Genomic DNA, 18,014 nt, shown 5'->3' on the forward strand with positions numbered 1-18,014 from the left:
GGTTAAGTTTGCTGCTCTACAGTCCTGCGCAAGACGGAAAGCACATTAAGTGCTTTCCTTTGCGTGCGGAACTCGCGACAAACTTAACCCGCGCCAGCCGGCCCCGGAGACCCTCCCTGCCGTCACTTTGTTCGAAGACTTTGTTGCTCGCCGCTTCGCGGCTCGGGACCCCCGTTCTCCTGGGCGGGGTTGTCTGATGGTTGTTGTTGAACTTCGGCCTTTGGCTCAAAGAAAAACGGGGGATGCAATCTGCATCCCCCGTTTTTGTTGCGTTTACTCTAGGTCGATAAATTTGGTGCTGAGAATCTTGCCGTCTTTGACGAGCATTCTGGCCATGGTGGGGCCCCGGGTGCCCCTGGGGTAGCTGGCGCTGCCTGGGTTGAGGACCAAGCAGCGGCCCACCTGGGCCTCTTTGGTTACGTGAGTGTGACCGTTGATGCCTACGTCCACGGATCCCACCGGGAGGTCTTCGCGGTAGTGGGCTACGGCAAACTTAAGGCCCTCGTAGCTAAAGAGCGCCAGACGGTCCACTTCGGGGCCGTAATCACGGTAGTAGTCGTTATTGCCCAGAACCGCTCGCACGGGGGCAATGGTTCGCAGATGTTCGTAGTCCATCTCCGACGTAAGATCGCCGGCATGGATAATCAGGTCCGCGCCGCTCAACTCATCTAAAAGCGCGGGCGACAGATAACCGTGGGTGTCCGAGATGATGTCGATACGCTTGGCGCTTGCACTGTTCATGGGATCCCTTCCGCAAACGATTTGGTGCATTTATACAAAAAGCCCCGCGGCTCCGCAGACGATTTTGGTCTACAGGGCTGCGGGGCCGGTGTGCTAGAGGCTCAGGGCCTTCTTGAGCGGTACGACGCGACGGCGCGAAACCGGTACGCGTTCGTCGACGCCCGTAATGCCCAGCTGGATAGCGCCCGAGGGAACCGTCTCGACGTCGGTAACACACGCCAAGTTAACGATATAGCGGCGGTGAACGCGGAAAAAGCCAAAATCACAGAGCTTGGCCTCGAACTGTGCCAGCGAGGTCGTCGACAAAAAACGGTCGTCGACGGTATAGATACAGGAGTAATCGTCCTTGGCCATAATGAAGCGAATGTCGTCCACAGGAATGAGCACCTTGCGGCCGCCCTTCTCCACCGGGATGCGCTCGATGGTCACCTTGCTGTCCGCAACGGGCTTCGTGCGCTGCATGACCTTCTCGATTGCACGATCCAGGCGGGCTTCCTCTACCGGCTTCATCAGATAGTCGACGGCATCCACATCAAACGCCTCAACCGCATGATCGCTGTACGCGGTCACAAACACGATCGCCGGCGGATTCTTAAGCTTATGCAGCGCCTCGGCAAGTTGCAGACCCGAAGCGCCAGGCATCGAAATATCGAGGAACACGACATCAACGCGACTCTCCATAAGCATCTCGATGGCGGAGCGAACGCTCGACGCTTCTGTGATCGTGCCGATCTTGCCCGTCTGCTCGAGCAAGAAGCGAAGTTCCGAACGGGCCGGGGCCTCATCATCCACAATCATCGCACGCAGCATGGGGATAAAACCTTTCGTCAACAAACTACATCGGGCATACGCCAACCGGCGTTAAGCCCGTGACCAATTATTCTACTCTTGAATGTCGAAGATGCTCTCCGACAAATCGAGATGTAGGAGCACTTTAGCGCCCTTACCCGGCGCCGATTCGACGCGCGTATAGGAGTGCGGCCCATAAAAGCGATGAATGCGCTCCGAAATATTGTGCATGGCAACGCCGGCGCCGCCACCCTGCGGGGAGCTGGCGTCGGGACGGGCAGAGCGCTCGTCAAACAGTCTGGCAGCGATGCCCTCGTCCATGCCCACACCGTCATCGGCCACCGAAATCAAAATCGCATCGTCACCATCTCTGCGGACCGTCACGTCAATCTTCAGCGCACTGGCATCACCCATGCCGTGACGCACGGCGTTCTCGACAATCGGTTGGATCACAAATGCCGGAACCAGCGTGTCCTCGACGTCCTCGGACACGTCAAAGGTCGCCAGCACGCGATCCTCGCCAAAGCGCGCCTTCTCAAACGTCAGGTAGCGCTTGGTCTGTGCGACCTCGCGCGACACGGGAATGAGGGAGCCCGAATTGTCGAGCGTTGCGCGATAGAACGAGGAGAACTCGCGCAGCAGCTCGCGGGCGCGCAGCGGGTCGGTACGCGTAAACGATGCGATGGTGTTGAGCGTGTTGAACAGGAAGTGCGGGTTAATCTGCGCCTGCAGGGCACGCACCTCGGCACGGGCCGTGAGCTCCTTTTGCACCTCGAGCTCGTGAATGGCGAGCTGCGTGGACAGGATTTCGGCAAAACCCGAGGCGAGCGCATACTGGGTACGGTCGACGGCACGCGGGGTCTTGTAATAGAACTTGAGCGTGCCGACGGTGCGGTCGCCCACCTTGATGGGTGCGATGATGCCAGCGGGGACCTGGTTGTGTGAGCCATCCGAACCCACCACGTCCACCACACGGTTGAACGACTGGACGATACCGTGTTCGATGACGTAGCGCGTGGCGAGCGTATGAATGGGAGAATTGGGCAGCAGCTTTTCCTCAAACTCGCCCGCGCAGGCCAGTACGTTGCTCTCGTCGGTAACGGCAACTGTCATGGCGCGTGTCTCGGGCAAAATGCGCTGGCACACCAGACGTGCTGACTCCTGCGTCAGACCGCCTTTAATGTCCTCGAGCATGGCCGAGGCCACCGAGAGCGTCTCCTCGGTGTACTGCGAGCGAACCGAATCGGGATTGAGCGTCAAAAAGAAAAAGATACACAGGAAGATGCATAGCAGCGTACAGGCGACCACGGTCGCGATTGGATCGATTCCAGTCGCCAGGGCAAAAACAAAGTACACCAGCACACAAATGGCGCAGGATACGGCAATGATGCGAAAGATTGACATTGAACTATCGCGCTGGGCGCGGCGGTCGATCATTCAGTCCCCTCCAGGATGCTGGTCAGCTGGGCGTCACGCCAGAGCCCATCCATAATCTTGGGCCAGAAGCTCTGGAAACGCAGGTAGCTTGCGGCGTTTTGGCGTGCGTAGGTCCTGGCCTCGTCAATACCGTGGCGCCAAATGCGTAGGTATCCCTCGTGCTCGCGGGTAAAAATGCTGCGGACCATGGCAGTCTTACGCACGCGATCGTCAAGCTCGCGCGAAATCCACGGACCCGGATAGGGCATGAGAGACGCGGCTGTAACGGGAATGAGCTCTTTCTGATGCGCGGCAAACGTTAGCTTGGCACGTTCGTAGTACCAACGGTACACGTCCTGCATAAAGCGCGGCGAGCGTTTCTCGGACTCGGGCGGTAGATGGCGTACGGTCCACTCGTTATCAAACCATACGTCGTAGCCAAATATGCGCATATTAAAGAGGTAGTCCAGGTCCTCGCCACGAGTGATAAACGGGTCAAATGCCACGCGGGTAAAGGCGCGGGCATGGAGGGCCATAAGGCCGCCGCACACATAGTTTGAACGCGAAATACGGGTGCCCGAGAGCGCCTTTTTCATCCAGCGATTGAACTCAATACGCTTGGTCCACCAACGGTGGCAGATGCCCACCTTGTCCGTGGGGGCCAGCGGCGATCCGTCTCGATCGTAAAAGTAGCCGCTCTTAACCAAGATTGGCAGGCCCTGACGCGTCTGCTGCCCCAACGCGTAAGTCGCGCGTTTCATAAAGTCGGCATCGATGACAGTCTCGTCGTCATCCAAAAAGATGACGGCATCGTGACCCAGCACGGCGGCACAGGCAAGTCCCATATTGCGGATGGCGCCATAGCCGCGCAGGCTCACGCATTCCCCCGAACCCTTGGGCGCAATCTGCGCTACGCGGTCGGCGATACGTGATGCCTGGGTATTGGTGACTACGGTAACTTTGAGCGTAGGGTGCGCGTCGACGATTTCGCGTACGCGCTTCGACACATCCGCCGTGGCCGAGATGGGACAGACCACCAAAAGGATGATTCGCGGAATATCGCGTACCTGCTCGAGCGAAGCAAGACAGTGATCGAGCTCGGGATTGGTGGCGTTGAGCTTCGTCGAGTGGTCATAGACACCGGGAGCGTTTGCATGGGCATCATCGCCCGCCCAATATGTTGGAATCACAACCGTGGCGTTCATGCCTTCCCTCCCTGCAACACAAAAACGAGGCGCCGCCAAACACAGGCGACGCCCCGCGACCTAGCTGATTCCATCATACCCACTTGGGCAAATCATTGCTCGCAAGTCGCAATGTTTATTGCGGATAACCCCAAAAGAGTACCGCGGACAGGCACAATAGCCGCCCGCTCCTATGCGGCATGCTCTGCCGCTCGAGTCATGCGAGACAGGCGGGCCAGCAGCATAAAGCCAACGACCAGCAGCACAGCAATGGAAAGAACGCCCAGCGACGGGTTGCCGGTCAGCGAGGTGACGACCGACACCAGAAAGGTGCCCATAACGCTTGCATAGCGCCCAAAGATGTCAAAGAAGCCGTAGTACTCGTTGGACTTTTCCTTGGGGATGATGCGGCCAAAGTAGCTACGGCTGAGTGCCTGCACGCCACCCTGGAACAGGCCGACCATAATGGCAAGCACCCAGAATTCAAAGGCGGTCTTGAGGAAAAACGCGGCGAACAGCACAATGCCCATGTAGGCGGCGACCGCTACCAGGATCATGTTGAGCGTGCCCACGCGTCCGGCGAGCTTGCCGTAGATGATGGCGGACGGAAAGGCCACGAACTGCGTAACGAGCAGGGCCAGTACCAGCTGGGTCGAGTCGATGCCCAGAGCCGAACCGTAGCTGGTTGCCATGGAAATGACCGTGTGCACACCGTCGATGTAGAAGAAGAACGCGATCATGTAGACCAGCACGATCTTGTTGTGGGCGATCTCGCGCATGGTGTGTACGACCTCGGAGAACACGCCGCCCACGATGTGGCCGATGGTGTCCTCGGGACCGCGCTCGCGACCGTACTTTTGCTTATAGGAGCGAATGAGCGGCAGGGTAAAGATGAGCCACCAGGCACCAGTGATGACAAACGACAGACGCGTTGCCAGCATGGTGGGGACGCCAAGAGCGGGACCACCCATGATAAGCACCAGACAGATGATGAACGGCACGGTGGAACCGATGTAGCCCCAGGCATAGCCCGAGCTGGACACGGCGTCCATGCGCTCGTCGGTGGTAATGTCGGGCAGCATGGCGTCATAGAACGTCATAGAAGAGTTAAGGCCGATGGTGCACAGCACGTACACGGCCAAAAATGCCATGGCGGACATTGGGATAGCCTGCGCCAGGCAAAGCACCAAGCCCGTGAGGAAGAAGCCCAAGAAAAACTTGATCTTGTTGCCGGCGTAATCGGCAAGCGCGCCCAGAATGGGCATGAGCATGGCAATGACCAGCGAGGCAATCGTCTGCGCGCTACCCCAAGCGACCACCAGGTCGGCCGAGGAAGCACCGGTATTGATGGCGTTAAAGTAGATGGGAACCACCGAGGTGTTGAGCAACACGAGGGCCGAATTGCCCACATCGTACATAACCCAGTTACGCTCGAGCTTGGTGTATTTCATGGACAGGGACCCTTCGTATTCGCCCGATATGCAGTCAGTTCATCGTACCCCAATTGCACAGAGGCACCGGTAAGGATTCGGCAAAGGGGCACGCACGAGCCCTACTCCTCGCGGTCGAACTCTTCGTCAGCGCCGAGCACGCGACCGCTGTAATTGACGTGGTTGGTCACGGCCTCCATATCGCCGGTCTCGATAAAGCGGGTGACCGTGCACTCGTAATCGACCAGCGCGCGGTCAAAGACCTCGGGGAAGCTCTCGTTCGAGACCTCATCGGTAAAGGGGTTCTTCCACGTCAGACGGCCCAGATTGCCGGTGCGCTCGGGCGGCTCGGTCGTCACGCGGTGAGCAAGGCCATCGAGCAGGGAGTAGTCGTGTACTAGGCCCTCGACCAGGGCAATTGCACGCGTCTTGGCCGAGCCCGCCGGCTCAATGGCGCGATAGAGCAGCTGCATGTCGGCAACGGCGGCACCGTACTCCCCCGCTGGGATATCGATACCGTACACACGCCCGGCAACATAGCTCATCAGCACGCCGGCCACGCGATTGATGCGGTCGGTGGTGACGATCTCGCCCGCCGGCGGATAGTCCTCGACCGTGGCCCCGTCGCGCTTGAGCTGCAGCATCAACACGTCCAGGTCGCTTTCGAGCACCGCATGGACCTGGCTGCCCGAATCCCCCAGCTCGGGATCGGACTCGACAATGCCAAACTGCTGCTCGTAGACAAAGGGGTGGGCATTACGGTCGAGCACGTAGTGCGACAGCAGGCCCAGCGCAAAGGCGCGGCCCAAGTTGGCATCGCGCGGGAGCAGATGGGACACGCCGTCGCGCAGGCACGAGAACTGGCGCGACATGCGCGAGCGATGCATGGCCTGCGCCAGCAGCGTGCAGTCGGAAACGCGCGGCGTCAGGATGTGGAAGAAAAACGGGTCGGGACCCTGGTTGCCCAGGATAAAGGCAATGCGTTCCTCGTCGGACGTAATGACGCCCTGCGGCAGACGATCGATGCTTTCCTCGCCAAACAGATGATGCGTAATAAGCGCAGGCATAATGATCCTTTCGATTTCATTCGATGTCACCCATTATGCCCACCGCGCGGCCATGCCAAACCCGCGTCGGCAAACGATGGCATGCGGACCGTCTACACAAGCCCCAGGCGCGCCTTAACCTCGGCAGCGCGACGACGGGACACGGGCACCGTCGAGGTTACGCGATCGAGCCTGAGTTCCATAAGACCCGTAGAACCGATCTCGACATTGTGCACGTCTTCCAAATTGACCAGATAGCTGCGGTGGACACGGATAAAGCCCTCGGAGGCCAGGCGCCGCTCGAGCGATGAAATCGACTCATTGATCAGATATGTTCCCTCGGCGCAGACGGCGTTGCAAAAATCGGCGCGCGCCTCAAAGTAGCAGACATCCGCCACGGGAATGAACACCTTTTTACCCCCACGATCCACCGTCAGGCGCAAAGGCTGGTGCGGAGCATGGGCGACACGGCGAGCGCCCAGGGCGGTCTCGATCTTATCGAGCGCCTTTGACAGGCGAGCATCCTCGACCGGCTTTACGATGTAATCGACGGCATCGAGGTTATAGGCATCGGCCGCATACTCGGCAAATGCCGTCACAAACACCACGACCGGCGGTGTCTTTAGGTTCTGAAGCGTCTCGGCAAGCTCAATTCCCGAGCGACCGGGCATGGTAATGTCTAAAAACAGCACGTCGGGCTTGTTCGACAGAATCGATTCCACGGCTTCGGTGACATTGCCCGCCTCGGCAATCTGGCCCACACGCGCATCCTTTTCCAACAGATAGCGTAGCTCAGCCCTAATTGGGGGCTCGTCATCAACCACCAAGATATTCCAGCCTTCGGACATATGCGCTTCCCCTCTTTTTTCTCTCAATCCAACCGCGTGCTACACCGTTAGCGGCGCCGGCTCATGCGGCTCGCCGTTCAACTCAACGATGACCTGCGTTCCCACGCCCTCCTGGGACTTCACGCGCATGCCAGAATCTTCTCCGTAAAAGAAATGGATGCGCTGAAGCACGTTGAAGAGCGCCAGGCCGCAGCCTCGCTTGACGGAGCCGTCGGCGGTAATGCTTTCGGGCTCCTCTCGGCGATGCTGCTCAAACAGATGCGCGCAGACTTCTTCGCTCATACCGATGCCGTCATCTTCGACGATGATCTCCAAGCCGTCATCGGTCTCAAAAGCCCTAACACGAATGGAAAGCGGCTCGGTCTCGCGCTGCGCATGCTTGATGCAGTTTTCGAGCAGCGGCTGCAAGATAAACGGCGGCACCAGGCTGTCGCGCACCTCAAAGTCGATGTCGACCGAAACGCGCAGACGGCCGTCGCCATACCGGGCCTGCATAAGATTGATATAACGGGTGCCCTGTTCCACCTCGTGCTCGAGCGTGGTGAGCGTATCGGAGTCAGAAAGCGTCTGACGATAGTAGTTGGAAAAGTCGATCAGCAGCGATCGCGCCTTGTCGGGCTCGGTTCGAACGAGCGAAACGATCGTGCTAATGGTATTGAATAGAAAATGCGGATCGACCTGCGACTGCAGAGCGCGGAGCTCAACGCGGGCCGTGAGCTCATCCTGGCGCTCGAGCTCAAAGCTGGCGAGCTGCGTGGAAATGAGATCGGCGAAACCCGAGGCAAGCGCCGTCTGGCGCATATCGATGCTGCTCAGGCGGGGGTAATACAGCTCGAGTGTGCCCACGCAATGACCACGCACGCTAAGCGGCGCGACAATACCGGCACGCAGACGGGGAAAATAGCCGCCCGTCTCATTGGAGGCATCACGCGAAAACACGCTCTGCTCGCCCGTCTCAATCACGTTGAGCGTGGTCTTGAGCACTACCGGGGTTCCGGCAGGGCACTTTGCCGAGTCCTCGCCCCAGCTTGCCAGCACCTGCCTGCCGTCAGTAAAGCAGATGGCAGAAGCGATGGTCTCGGACAGGATGATTTTAGAGGCACCCAGGGCCGCTTCGGGCGTAAGGCCGCGCGACGTGTAGGCGAATATTTTTGATGCGATGGCGAGCGTGCGGTCGGTTGCGCTCGATGTGAGGTCATCGGGGACCACAAAGACATACGAGAAGAAGAAGCACAGCATGACCAGGCCGGCAATAACGACAACGCCTGGAACGGGATTGGGATTATCGGTTAAATCCCAGATAAGCAGCAAGATAAGCGCCGGAACGACAACACCGAGTAGGATGGCCTGAACCACATGCTGGGCCGTACGAAAGACCTTGGTAGAGTTGTAACTCTTGCCCAGAATCAGCCTATTGAGATCCACCGTCATCCCCTCTTGTCCGTAGTACCGATAGCAATAAAGAGGGCCGCAAGCGACCCTCTCCATTGCATTATGCAATCAAAAACTGTGTTTTATATCCAGCCATCGACAAACGGTAGCTTAGGCGCTGTACTTGTTTGGCTCGCCGAAGGTGCCGGCCTCGACAATCCAGCCGTCCTTCATGATGACGTCCATGTTGTCGGTGTTGAGCACGTGGATGTCGGCGGCGACGTCACCGTTGACGACCAGCAGGTCGGCGCACTTGCCGGCCTCGATGGAACCGGTCTCGTCCTCGATGTGGCACATCTTGGCACCGTTGAGGGTGGCGCAGGTGATGGTCTCGACCGGGGTGAAGCCGATCTTGTCGACGAACTCGTACATCTCCTCGATGGAGCAGGTGCCGTACGGGGTGACGAAGGAGAAGGAGTCGGAGCCGATCGTCATGACGACGCCGCGCTTCTTGGCCTCGCGCAGGCAGTCATAGTTGCGCTGCAGCTCCTTCTCGACCAGGGTACCCTCGTACTTGTCGTGCAGCTCGGGGACGTAGACGGGAGGATAGGTGGCGTACCAGGTGGGCAGGAAGGCGATCGTCGGGGTGAAGAAGGTGCCCTGCTCGGCCATGAGGTCCATGGTGCGCTCATCGATATCGAAGCCGTGAATCAGCTGCTCGCAGCCAAAGCGAACGGAATCGTAGGCGGCGGCGTGGTTGTTGTAGCAGTGGCTCCACACGGGGATACCGACCATCTTGGCCTCTTCGACCACGGCCTGGATCTCCTCGGAGCAATAGTGCTGGTCGCGACCGGAGTCCCAGCGCCAGATGCCGCCACCGGTAGCCCAGATCTTGATGGCATCGGGGTTCTCGCGCAGGCGACGACGGACGGCCTTGCGCAGATCCCAAGGACCGTCGACCTGGTCGCCCCAGGGATGGGATTCCTTGTTGAGCTCCTGGGTGCAGTGGTGGGAGTCACCGTGACCGGCAACACGGCAGAAGCCGAGGCCGGTGGCCAGAACGCGCGGACCCTTAAAGACGCCCTTGTCGATGCAGTCGCGAATCTGGATACCAAAGCGGCCGATCTCGCAGACGGTGGTGAGGCCGTGGGTGAGGCAGTCGTAGGCCTGCTTGACGGCGACGGCCTGCTTCTCGAGGAGCGGCTGCATGACCCAATCGGTGTCATCGTCGGTCAGGTTGCCCGAGAAGTGCAGGTGGGTGTCGATCAGACCGGGAAGGACAGTCTTGCCGGCGGCGTCGATAACCTCAACGCCCTCGGGAAGGTCCTGCATAACACCGGCGTACTCGATCTTGCCGTTATCGTCGACGAGAACGAGGGAGTTCTCGACCGGCTCGGCACCGGTGCCGTCGATGAGCTTGCCGCCAACGATTGCATACTTAGTGGACATGGTTCCTCCTTATGGATCCATATAGTGGGTGAGGCCGTGTTGGGTTAAGGCCTCACAAAGCTACCCAAGTGATGCCGGGTTCGGTACGCGGGAGAGAGGGCACCGCGCATCCAATCCGCCCCGGTTAGGCGTTACTTTTTACGGGAATTGGTGAAAGCCATGAGAGCCAGGCCAATAGCCAACCAGCCGATCACGATGCTCCACTCCACCATGTTGAGGGAGGCGGGAGAGAACGGAATCACGAGCAGGCCGATGATGATGGCGCAGGCAGCGATGGCGAGGCTGATGCCAAACTTGCCGCCGGGCACCTCGTAGGGACGAGGTAGGTCGGGCTCGGTGAAGCGCATGCGCAGGCAGGCAAGAGCGACCATGCCGCAAGAGAAGATGAAGGCGAGAGCCGACACATTGGTCAGAGGGATGAGCATGTTCTTGCCCAGGAACGGACCGACGACGGTGATGATGGCCAGAACGACGCAGGCGAGCTTGGGAGCGCCGGAATTGGGATCGACCTCGGCAAACTTCTCGGGCAGCTGGCCCTTGCGGCCCATGGCGAGCATAATGCGGCTCGTGGCGCCGTAGAAGGAGTTCATCGGGCCCATGGGTCCAAGCGTGGCGATGACGAGCATGGCCAGGTACAGGAGCATGTTGATGCCCTTAAGACAGGCAAGCGCGGGAACGGGGCTCTTAACAAACTCATGCCAGTCAAGGATAGTGCCGAACGAGTAAATGCAGACCATGTAGAAGCCGCCGGCGGCCAGCAGGGCCAGGGAGATGATCTTGCCGAACTTGTTCCAGTTAAGGCCCTCGGCTGCTTCCTCAGCCTGCTGAGGAATGGTGTCGAAACCGGCGTAGAAGAACGGGGTCAGAACCAGGACCGACACGATACCGGCGAACAGGCTGGTGCCCTCGGTGGCGGCCTTACCGCCGCCAGCACCGGCGACCTGGGAGAACACAGGCATGGCGTTGTTCGGCGAGCCGGTGAACAGCGAGACGCCCATGGCGAGTAGCATGCCGCAGAGCAGGGCCTTGGTCAGGAAGGCTTGGAGCTTGGCGGCCGAGCTGGCACCGCGGAAATTGAGGAAGATGACGTAGACTGCAAAGCCGAGCGCGATCAGCGTCGGGAACAGGTAAACGTCGGCGCCCAGGATGGTGTAGAGCTTGATGGCGCGCAGCCACTCAAGACCGGGCAGGCTACCGAACATCTCGGACACGAGAGTCGAAATGGCAATGGCCTCCCACGGGCACAGGATGCCGTTGCCCAGGGCCAGGAGCCAACCGGTAATGTAGCTCATTGTACGGCCAAAGCTACGATCGACATACTCGACGATGCCGCCCGAGATGGGGATAGCAGCCGTAAGCTCACCGAAAACAGCTCCGACGGGCACGAGGAAGATTGCACCCAAGAGGAATGCGATCATAGCGGGAACGGGACCGCCGCCCACGACCATCCAGTCGCCGACCTGCAGAACCCAACCGGTACCGATGATGGCACCGAAACCGATGGTGAAGAAGTTCCAGAGCGAAAGCGTTTTCTTCATGCCGCCGGTATCCTCGACTGCAACTTCTGCGTTCTTGTCCGCCATTGTTCCCCTCCTTTCCTTTCTGACGCCCCTTGGCGTCACCCCTTGCACGGCCTGTTTTGCCGCGCACTTTTTATTTCATGGCTTTAAGATACGGCCTTGGCACAGCAACGCCACTCGTAGCTCGACCGAAGGCAGAACTGCAAAACGAGCGGCGCCGTTTTTGGGACGAACGGCGAGGGGCGCCACTCGGTGCGGGCGTCCGTTTTGATGACGCGACTCAATCGCTCGCGGAGGGCGTCGCTTTATGACGCCAGGCTCGCTCCCGTCCATGCCGCTTACCGAGGTTTTGGTGTATGTCCTCATTTGCTGCACGTCTTTTTTGTAGGATGGACGGGTTATACATGAGACGAGGCGGTGCAAATGGCATACGAATACAACGGCGGCGAACGACAGCGAAACGTTCGCCTTGCCGGGCGTACCACGCCAGCATCCAGGAGTGTTTCTGACAACGACGGGCCGCAGCGTCCGCAGGATCGCCCCTTGTCGTCTATGCCGCAGAATACCAGCACGCGTCAAGCGGATCGCCCACGCTCGGGCACCCGTCAACGCCGGGCCGAAGTGCCTCGGCGGCAGAAAATCGATCGGCGAAAGTCTGACAACCACATCAGCCGTTTCTTTTCGAAGCCCCGCGGCGGACGCGGCGCAAAGCAGCCACGGCCGCTGGGACGCGGCCGGGCCGCCAATCCGCAGATTCATCGTCTCTGTCTTGCCCTGTGCTCCATCATGGCATGTCTGGCATTTGTGTATCTGGGGTCGTGTGCTTCGCATGGCTCTGCCGGCCTAGAGCCCACCGCCGAGGAAAAGCTCCTCAAAGCCCCAGTCGCACTCGGCTACTCGTTTGCTTTTTCGACCCCACGTTCGCAGTGGAGTGCCGGCACCATGCCGCATATTTACCAGATCGACCCCGCATGGTCGGAGCTGCCCTACGCCGGCGGAACTATCCGCCAAAACGGCTGCGGACCCACCTGCCTCACCATGATCTACATCTTTAAAACGGGGCGCACCGATATGACGCCGGTCGATATGTGCGCCCTTTCCGAGGCGGGCAACTATGCCCCCACCGGTGCCACCGAGTGGTCGTTTATGACGAGCGGCGCCGCGCAGCTGGGGCTTAACGGGACGCAGCTCTACAACGACCGAGACTCGATGGCCCAGGCCTTGCGCTCGGGTGCTCCCGTAATCGCCGTCGTGCGTCCCGGCATGTTTACCAACGTGGGTCATTACATCGTCCTCTACGGCATTGACGACGCCGACCAAATCGGTGTCTACGATCCCAATTCGCCCAGCCGTAGCGCCCGCCGTTGGGGCATCGTAGAAGTCCTCAACGAAATCGAAACCATGTGGGCCTACTACTAGTCATTGGGGACAGACTTAAATGGCCAATACTAGTCATTGGGGACAGACTTAAATGACCAGCCATTAAATGACTAGCCACTGGGGACGGTCTTTGCAGACGACCGCTCGCGCTGCCGAAAAGGACTGTCCCAAGATGCCGGCAGAAAAGGAACGTCCCCAAGTGCCGGGTTTCCGCGGTCTTCAGCGCTTCTCATGAACAGTCACCTCAATAGCAAAAGCCCCGCAGTCGGAGCGGACTGCGGGGCTCATGAAGAGAGGCTAGTTTGTGGGCGCTTTGCCTGGCACCCACAAGAGAGGCAACAGAGTAGAGACTACTCGTGGATGCGGGTACCGGAGAGGCCGGCCATGGTCTCGGCGGCCTTGTCCAGGGCGCCGATAATGCAGGTGCGGCCCTTGCGGGAACGGGCGAACTTGATGGCAGCGCGGACCTTGGGCTCCATGGAACCCTTACCGAACTGGCCCTCGTCGGCCAGGCGCTCGGCCTCGTCGGCGGTGAGGTCCTCGAGCTCCTCCTGGTTGGGCTTGCCAAAGTTGATGGCGACATGCTCAACGGCGGTCAGCAGGAACAGAACGTCGGCGTCGCAGTCCTCGGCCAGCAGCTCGCCGCCCAGGTCCTTGTCGATGACGGCGGGAACGCCCTTGTAGCAACCCTTGTTCTCGTAGTCGCGGACGACGGGGATGCCGCCGCCACCGCAGGCGATGACGATGAACTCGTTGTCGAGCAGGTTGAGGATGGAGTCGGCCTCGACGATCTTCTTGGGATCAGGGGAGGCGACGACGCGGCGCCAGCCGCGGCCGGAATCCTCGACGAAGACCTTGGAGGGATCCTCGGCCATGAACTCCTTGGCCTGCTCCTCGGTGTAGAAGGGGCCGATCGGCTTGGTCGGGTTCTTGAACGCGGGATCATCCGGATCGCACTCGATCTGGGTGACGACGGTGGCGGCGTGCCAACGCTTATAGCGCTTGTGCATCTCGCGGCCGATGCCCTGCTGCAGGTGATAGCCAATGTAGCCCTGGGACATGGCGCCGCACTCGGGCAGCGGCATCTCGGGGGTGCCGATGGCGTCGTGGGCGGCGGCGAAGGCATTCTGGATCATGCCGACCTGCGGGCCGTTGCCGTGGGTGATGATGATCTCGTTACCCTGCTCGATGAGACCAAGGAGTGCGTGGGCGGTGTTGCTCACGGCCTCGATCTGCTCGACGGGGTTGTTGCCGAGGGCGTTGCCGCCAAGGGCGACGACAATACGATCGGGCTTGCCAAGAGGCTTAGACATTGCTGGAATCCTTTCTGTAAAAGGCCTACATCCCATTAATAACCCACGTCCGTGCAATACGCGAGTTTATTAAGGTTTATATTCTCTTTATCGCTCATTTTATTCATTTTGAAAACAGTTGAACGGTGAACGGTCGTTTTTACCCGTTCAGCGTAAAGATGCCCAGCTCAAGCATATCTAAGCTATTTACGTGCGACTTTATTTTGATATAGCAGGGATTAGACCAGATTATGCAAACTATATCTTTGCTAAACACAAAACAGACAGCGCAATATCTTACTCGCACTATACGAGATTCTATACATTTATAAGACGAGTATGCAGCCCTGCAATAACATAGCGTTTTTCATCCAACTTAGGGAATAGACGAGCACCTTTACCGCGCGTCGGCCGGCAGCCGGCGAGCCGTCTCGTCGATTGCCGCTTCCAGAAATTCAAAAACTGATATTGCGCGCGCAATTACGGCATGGTACTTTAGCGAAGAACAGCGCGGGCTGGGGCGACAGAGATCTGTCGTGAAGTTTGGGTTCGGCGACCCCGCTGCTGTCTTCTCCTTATCCGCCAGCGAACCCCTTGAGCGACGGATTGAGGAGGTCCTTACTATGACAAAAATGCTCAAGATCACGCTGAATGGCGAGACGTTTCTCGCCGACATGCTCTGGGACAAGGCTCCCGAGGCGTGCAAGCTGTTCGAATCGTCCTGTCCGGTCGAGTCACGTATCTTTTCGGCCAAGATCTGCGATGCCGAGGTAACCTATCCCGTATCGGGCCCCATCGCCAATTACGAGCACATCGAGAACCCCGTCTTTCACGAGCCAGCGGGCGCCGTGAGCTGGTATGGCGGCTGGTCGTCAATTTGCATCTTCTTTGACGTGTGCGAGCCCTTTGGCACCTGCAACATGTTCGCCCGCATCTGCGAAGCCGACCGCGAGCGCTTTGCCGCCGCCTGCCGCAATGTCTGGGACAACCAGGGCATGTACATTAAAAACGAAATCGTCGAGATCGAAACGGAGGCCTAAAGATGATGGATATCAACACCCTGCTCGCACTCGACCTTGCCGAGTACACCACTGCACTTGAGGCCCTCGCTGACCAAATGATGCTCGAAGAACCCCGTGACATCGACTACATGCGCCGCCGCAAGCTCGACACCGGCCGCGAATTCGCCGTCTGGAACTTCACCGTCGGCTACTGTATGAACGCCGCCGACGCTCTCTCCCTCCTGCGAGCCCAGGCCAACGAAAACGCCAACGACGGCACCGCCGACCTCGCAACGATCAACAACAGCGCCGCGCGCCTGTGCGACTGGTTCTCGGGCGCCTTTGACGTCACCGGCAAAATGGATGACACTACGGCAATCCTCGCCCACAGCCGCGACCTCTACGCCCAGGTAGAGACTCACGAACAGTTCGCGGCCCTCACCCGTGCCACTGAGCGCTATCTGGTCCAGCTCCAATTTTGGGTCGACCGCCAGATTCCCTGGCCGGCTATTAGCGACCTCGTCCACGGCTACCGCCTACGCACAGAGAGCGGCGAGACAAGGTAAAAACAGCCAGGTAGCACCAACATAGTCCCACCACGGGACCCAAAGTAAGAATCAGAGGGCTGGAGACGCACGCAACAGCGTCCCCAGCCCCTTCGCAAAGTAGAGCGCTGTTTCAGTGGCTTTGAGACCTTATCGGACCTTTGCTATCTTCCAATTTTTGTATATTTACGACGTTATTATCTGCCAATTTTTGTATGATTTTAGGCGATTCTATCTGTCAATTTTTGTCACTTGGGGGTTTAATGCTACGCCGTAAGGTCACTGATAGGCTTTTGAGCTGGAAGAATAACTCCAATAAGGCATTACTTGTTACTGGTGCGCGTCAGATCGGCAAGAGCTATGCGATTCGCGCGTTTGGAAAAAGCAACTACGCTTCGTATTTTGAGGTCAATTTACTACTCGATATCGAAGCAAGGAATGCACTTGTTGGCGCAAAGAACTCCGTTGACTTTATCAACCGCGTAGCCCTTCTTGCGGATGCGCCGCTTGTTGAGGGCGATACGCTTGTCTTTGTCGATGAGATTCAGGAGTATCCGCAGATCGTTACACTCATGAAGGCGTTGGTCGAGGATGGGCGCTTTAGCTATGTCTTCTCGGGGTCTATGCTTGGGACTGAGTTTAAGGGGATCTCTTCTTTTCCGGTGGGGTATGTAGAGCACATTGTTATGCGCCCGATGGATTTTGAAGAGTTTTGTTGGGCAAACAGCGTTAGCGAGAATGTGCTTGCAGGCATTCGCAGCTGCCTTGTCGAGAAACATCCTGTCGAAAACTATATTCATGAGGCGATGCTCAAGAACTATAGAGCTTATATCGTTTGCGGCGGCATGCCGGAGGTCGTTCAGAATTATATTGATTCGGGTTATTCGCTCGTGAGCACACGTGAGCTTCAAACTCAGTTGGTCGATCAGTACAAAAGCGATATCTCAAAATATGCATCGACTCGAGCGTTTAACGTTCGGTCGATTTTTGAGCAAATTCCCGTTCAGCTTGAGGCGGAGTCTCATCGCTTTGTTGTTTCGTCTCTGGGTGAGGGAGCTCGCCTTAAAAAATATGAGCAGGATTTCCTGTGGCTTGTTAACGCAGGTGTTGGATTGATGGTCGCCAGGGTGACGGAGCCACGGAGTCCTCTCAAGAGGACGGAGAAAACGACAGCCTTCAAACTATACGAGTCTGATACAGGCATGCTCGCATCGCGATACCCCGGTAGCACTGCACGCGCTGTCTATCTTGATATGAAAACTCCCAACCTTGGTGGTCTCTATGAGAACGTGGTCGCGCAGGAACTCGTTGCCCTCGGGGCGGATGCATGGTACTACCAAACGCGTGAGGTCGGTGAAGTTGACTTTGTGATCGAAGGCGCCCACGGGCATGTTGTCCCAATCGAGGTCAAATCGGGCAAGAAAGTTCGAGCGCATGCGGCCCTCGATCGTCTGATGAGTGTAGGCGAGTACAAAATTCCCGAGGCCGTTGTACTGAGCCACGAGAATCTCAGCAAAGAGGGCAAGGTTCTGTACGTTCCAATCTACATGACGTTTTGTCTCGATGAGTTTATGGAAAAGGATGACCCCAATAACGATTTCTCGTTCGCACCCATATCTCTCTAGCCATTTGAATCCGCAATCCAGCCCCGCCCACGCATCAATGCATTTCCCAAGGTGCTGCGCGTTTCGCGGCAAAGCCGCGAAAAAGCAAAGGGATAAGAAGCGGCAACAGCCAAATCCTCCATCCATCCCCAAAGTAGCGCGACTTTCGCGGCAAAGCCGCGAAACAGCGAAAGGGGCAAAAGGCCCCCTCAGCCACGTCCTTCATTCAGCCCCACAATCCGAGGACGTAGTCGTAGCAGGATCTGAGGGCTAACCTTCGCGGACATTCCGCAGGACGAAAGAACCCCCGCCGCACGTAGTGTGAACTGCCTCCCATTTCTTGGACATGAGAAATGGGAGGCTTTTTATGCGTGTCGACTTGAGGGTGAAGCACGACA

General features: G+C 58.3%; 16 protein-coding genes. 4 read left to right on the top strand and 12 right to left on the bottom strand.

What is annotated here, in order from left to right; genetic code table 11:
- Window positions 1-273: 273 nt before the first annotated feature.
- From ACTNBY_RS08795 to ACTNBY_RS08840, 10 genes are all read right to left on the bottom strand, one after another.
- The gene (locus ACTNBY_RS08795; protein WP_441064190.1) at window positions 274-741 is read right to left on the bottom strand and encodes a metallophosphoesterase family protein; all 468 of its coding nucleotides are present in this window, start codon (window positions 739-741) and stop codon (window positions 274-276) included.
- Window positions 742-834: 93 nt separating this feature from the next.
- Window positions 835-1,551, bottom strand: coding sequence for a LytR/AlgR family response regulator transcription factor (locus tag ACTNBY_RS08800; RefSeq protein ID WP_154518646.1), 717 nt, complete (start codon window positions 1,549-1,551; stop codon window positions 835-837).
- Between the two features lie 72 nt (window positions 1,552-1,623).
- Window positions 1,624-2,967: a histidine kinase gene (locus ACTNBY_RS08805; RefSeq protein ID WP_154518643.1), complete on the bottom strand. Its 1,344-nt coding sequence runs from the start codon at window positions 2,965-2,967 to the stop codon at window positions 1,624-1,626.
- Window positions 2,964-4,151: a glycosyltransferase gene (locus tag ACTNBY_RS08810; protein WP_441064192.1), complete on the bottom strand. Its 1,188-nt coding sequence runs from the start codon at window positions 4,149-4,151 to the stop codon at window positions 2,964-2,966. Before ACTNBY_RS08810 ends, ACTNBY_RS08805 begins: the two co-directional genes overlap by 4 nt.
- Window positions 4,152-4,321: 170 nt before the next feature.
- Complete coding sequence (locus tag ACTNBY_RS08815; RefSeq protein ID WP_441064193.1) at window positions 4,322-5,581, bottom strand: MFS transporter; 1,260 nt, start codon at window positions 5,579-5,581, stop codon at window positions 4,322-4,324.
- A gap of 101 nt (window positions 5,582-5,682) precedes the next feature.
- On the bottom strand, window positions 5,683-6,627 hold the full coding sequence (locus ACTNBY_RS08820; protein ID WP_441064194.1) for a zinc dependent phospholipase C family protein: 945 nt from the start codon (window positions 6,625-6,627) through the stop codon (window positions 5,683-5,685).
- Window positions 6,628-6,719: 92 nt separating this feature from the next.
- Window positions 6,720-7,454: a LytR/AlgR family response regulator transcription factor gene (locus ACTNBY_RS08825; protein ID WP_441064196.1), complete on the bottom strand. Its 735-nt coding sequence runs from the start codon at window positions 7,452-7,454 to the stop codon at window positions 6,720-6,722.
- A 39-nt stretch (window positions 7,455-7,493) separates the two neighbouring features.
- A complete protein-coding gene (locus tag ACTNBY_RS08830) occupies window positions 7,494-8,879 on the bottom strand; it encodes a sensor histidine kinase (RefSeq protein WP_427728891.1) in 1,386 nt (461 codons plus the stop codon).
- A gap of 117 nt (window positions 8,880-8,996) precedes the next feature.
- A complete protein-coding gene (locus ACTNBY_RS08835) occupies window positions 8,997-10,274 on the bottom strand; it encodes a metal-dependent hydrolase family protein (RefSeq protein ID WP_154518625.1) in 1,278 nt (425 codons plus the stop codon).
- A gap of 131 nt (window positions 10,275-10,405) precedes the next feature.
- Window positions 10,406-11,857, bottom strand: coding sequence for an APC family permease (locus ACTNBY_RS08840; protein WP_441031882.1), 1,452 nt, complete (start codon window positions 11,855-11,857; stop codon window positions 10,406-10,408).
- 360 nt (window positions 11,858-12,217) lie between these two features.
- On the opposite strand from ACTNBY_RS08840, the gene ACTNBY_RS08845 reads away from it, so the two are divergent.
- The gene (locus tag ACTNBY_RS08845; protein WP_441064197.1) at window positions 12,218-13,213 is read left to right on the top strand and encodes a C39 family peptidase; all 996 of its coding nucleotides are present in this window, start codon (window positions 12,218-12,220) and stop codon (window positions 13,211-13,213) included.
- A 311-nt stretch (window positions 13,214-13,524) separates the two neighbouring features.
- On the opposite strand, the gene arcC is transcribed toward ACTNBY_RS08845, so the two are convergent.
- Complete coding sequence (gene arcC, locus ACTNBY_RS08850) at window positions 13,525-14,487, bottom strand: carbamate kinase (RefSeq protein WP_006235166.1); 963 nt, start codon at window positions 14,485-14,487, stop codon at window positions 13,525-13,527.
- A gap of 602 nt (window positions 14,488-15,089) precedes the next feature.
- Between arcC and ACTNBY_RS08855 the strand changes: the two genes are divergently transcribed.
- From ACTNBY_RS08855 to ACTNBY_RS08865, 3 genes are all read left to right on the top strand, one after another.
- Window positions 15,090-15,506, top strand: a complete 417-nt coding sequence (locus ACTNBY_RS08855) for a DUF3830 family protein (protein ID WP_154518619.1) — start codon at window positions 15,090-15,092, stop codon at window positions 15,504-15,506.
- 2 nt (window positions 15,507-15,508) lie between these two features.
- Window positions 15,509-16,033 (top strand): hypothetical protein, encoded by a 525-nt coding sequence (locus tag ACTNBY_RS08860; protein ID WP_368138240.1) that lies wholly within the window; start codon window positions 15,509-15,511, stop codon window positions 16,031-16,033.
- Window positions 16,034-16,275: 242 nt separating this feature from the next.
- Window positions 16,276-17,637 (top strand): ATP-binding protein, encoded by a 1,362-nt coding sequence (locus ACTNBY_RS08865; protein ID WP_441064199.1) that lies wholly within the window; start codon window positions 16,276-16,278, stop codon window positions 17,635-17,637.
- Here ACTNBY_RS08865 and ACTNBY_RS08870 read toward each other — a convergent pair.
- Window positions 17,634-17,816 carry a hypothetical protein gene (locus ACTNBY_RS08870; protein WP_427729279.1) on the bottom strand — a complete coding sequence of 61 codons (183 nt, stop codon included), beginning with the start codon at window positions 17,814-17,816 and terminating at the stop codon, window positions 17,634-17,636. The genes ACTNBY_RS08865 and ACTNBY_RS08870 overlap by 4 nt on opposite strands.
- Window positions 17,817-18,014: the final 198 nt, after the last annotated feature.

It is taken from the genome of Collinsella sp. HCP28S3_E12 (assembly GCF_052065595.1).
In the GTDB taxonomy this organism is placed as follows: Bacteria; Actinomycetota; Coriobacteriia; order Coriobacteriales; family Coriobacteriaceae; genus Collinsella.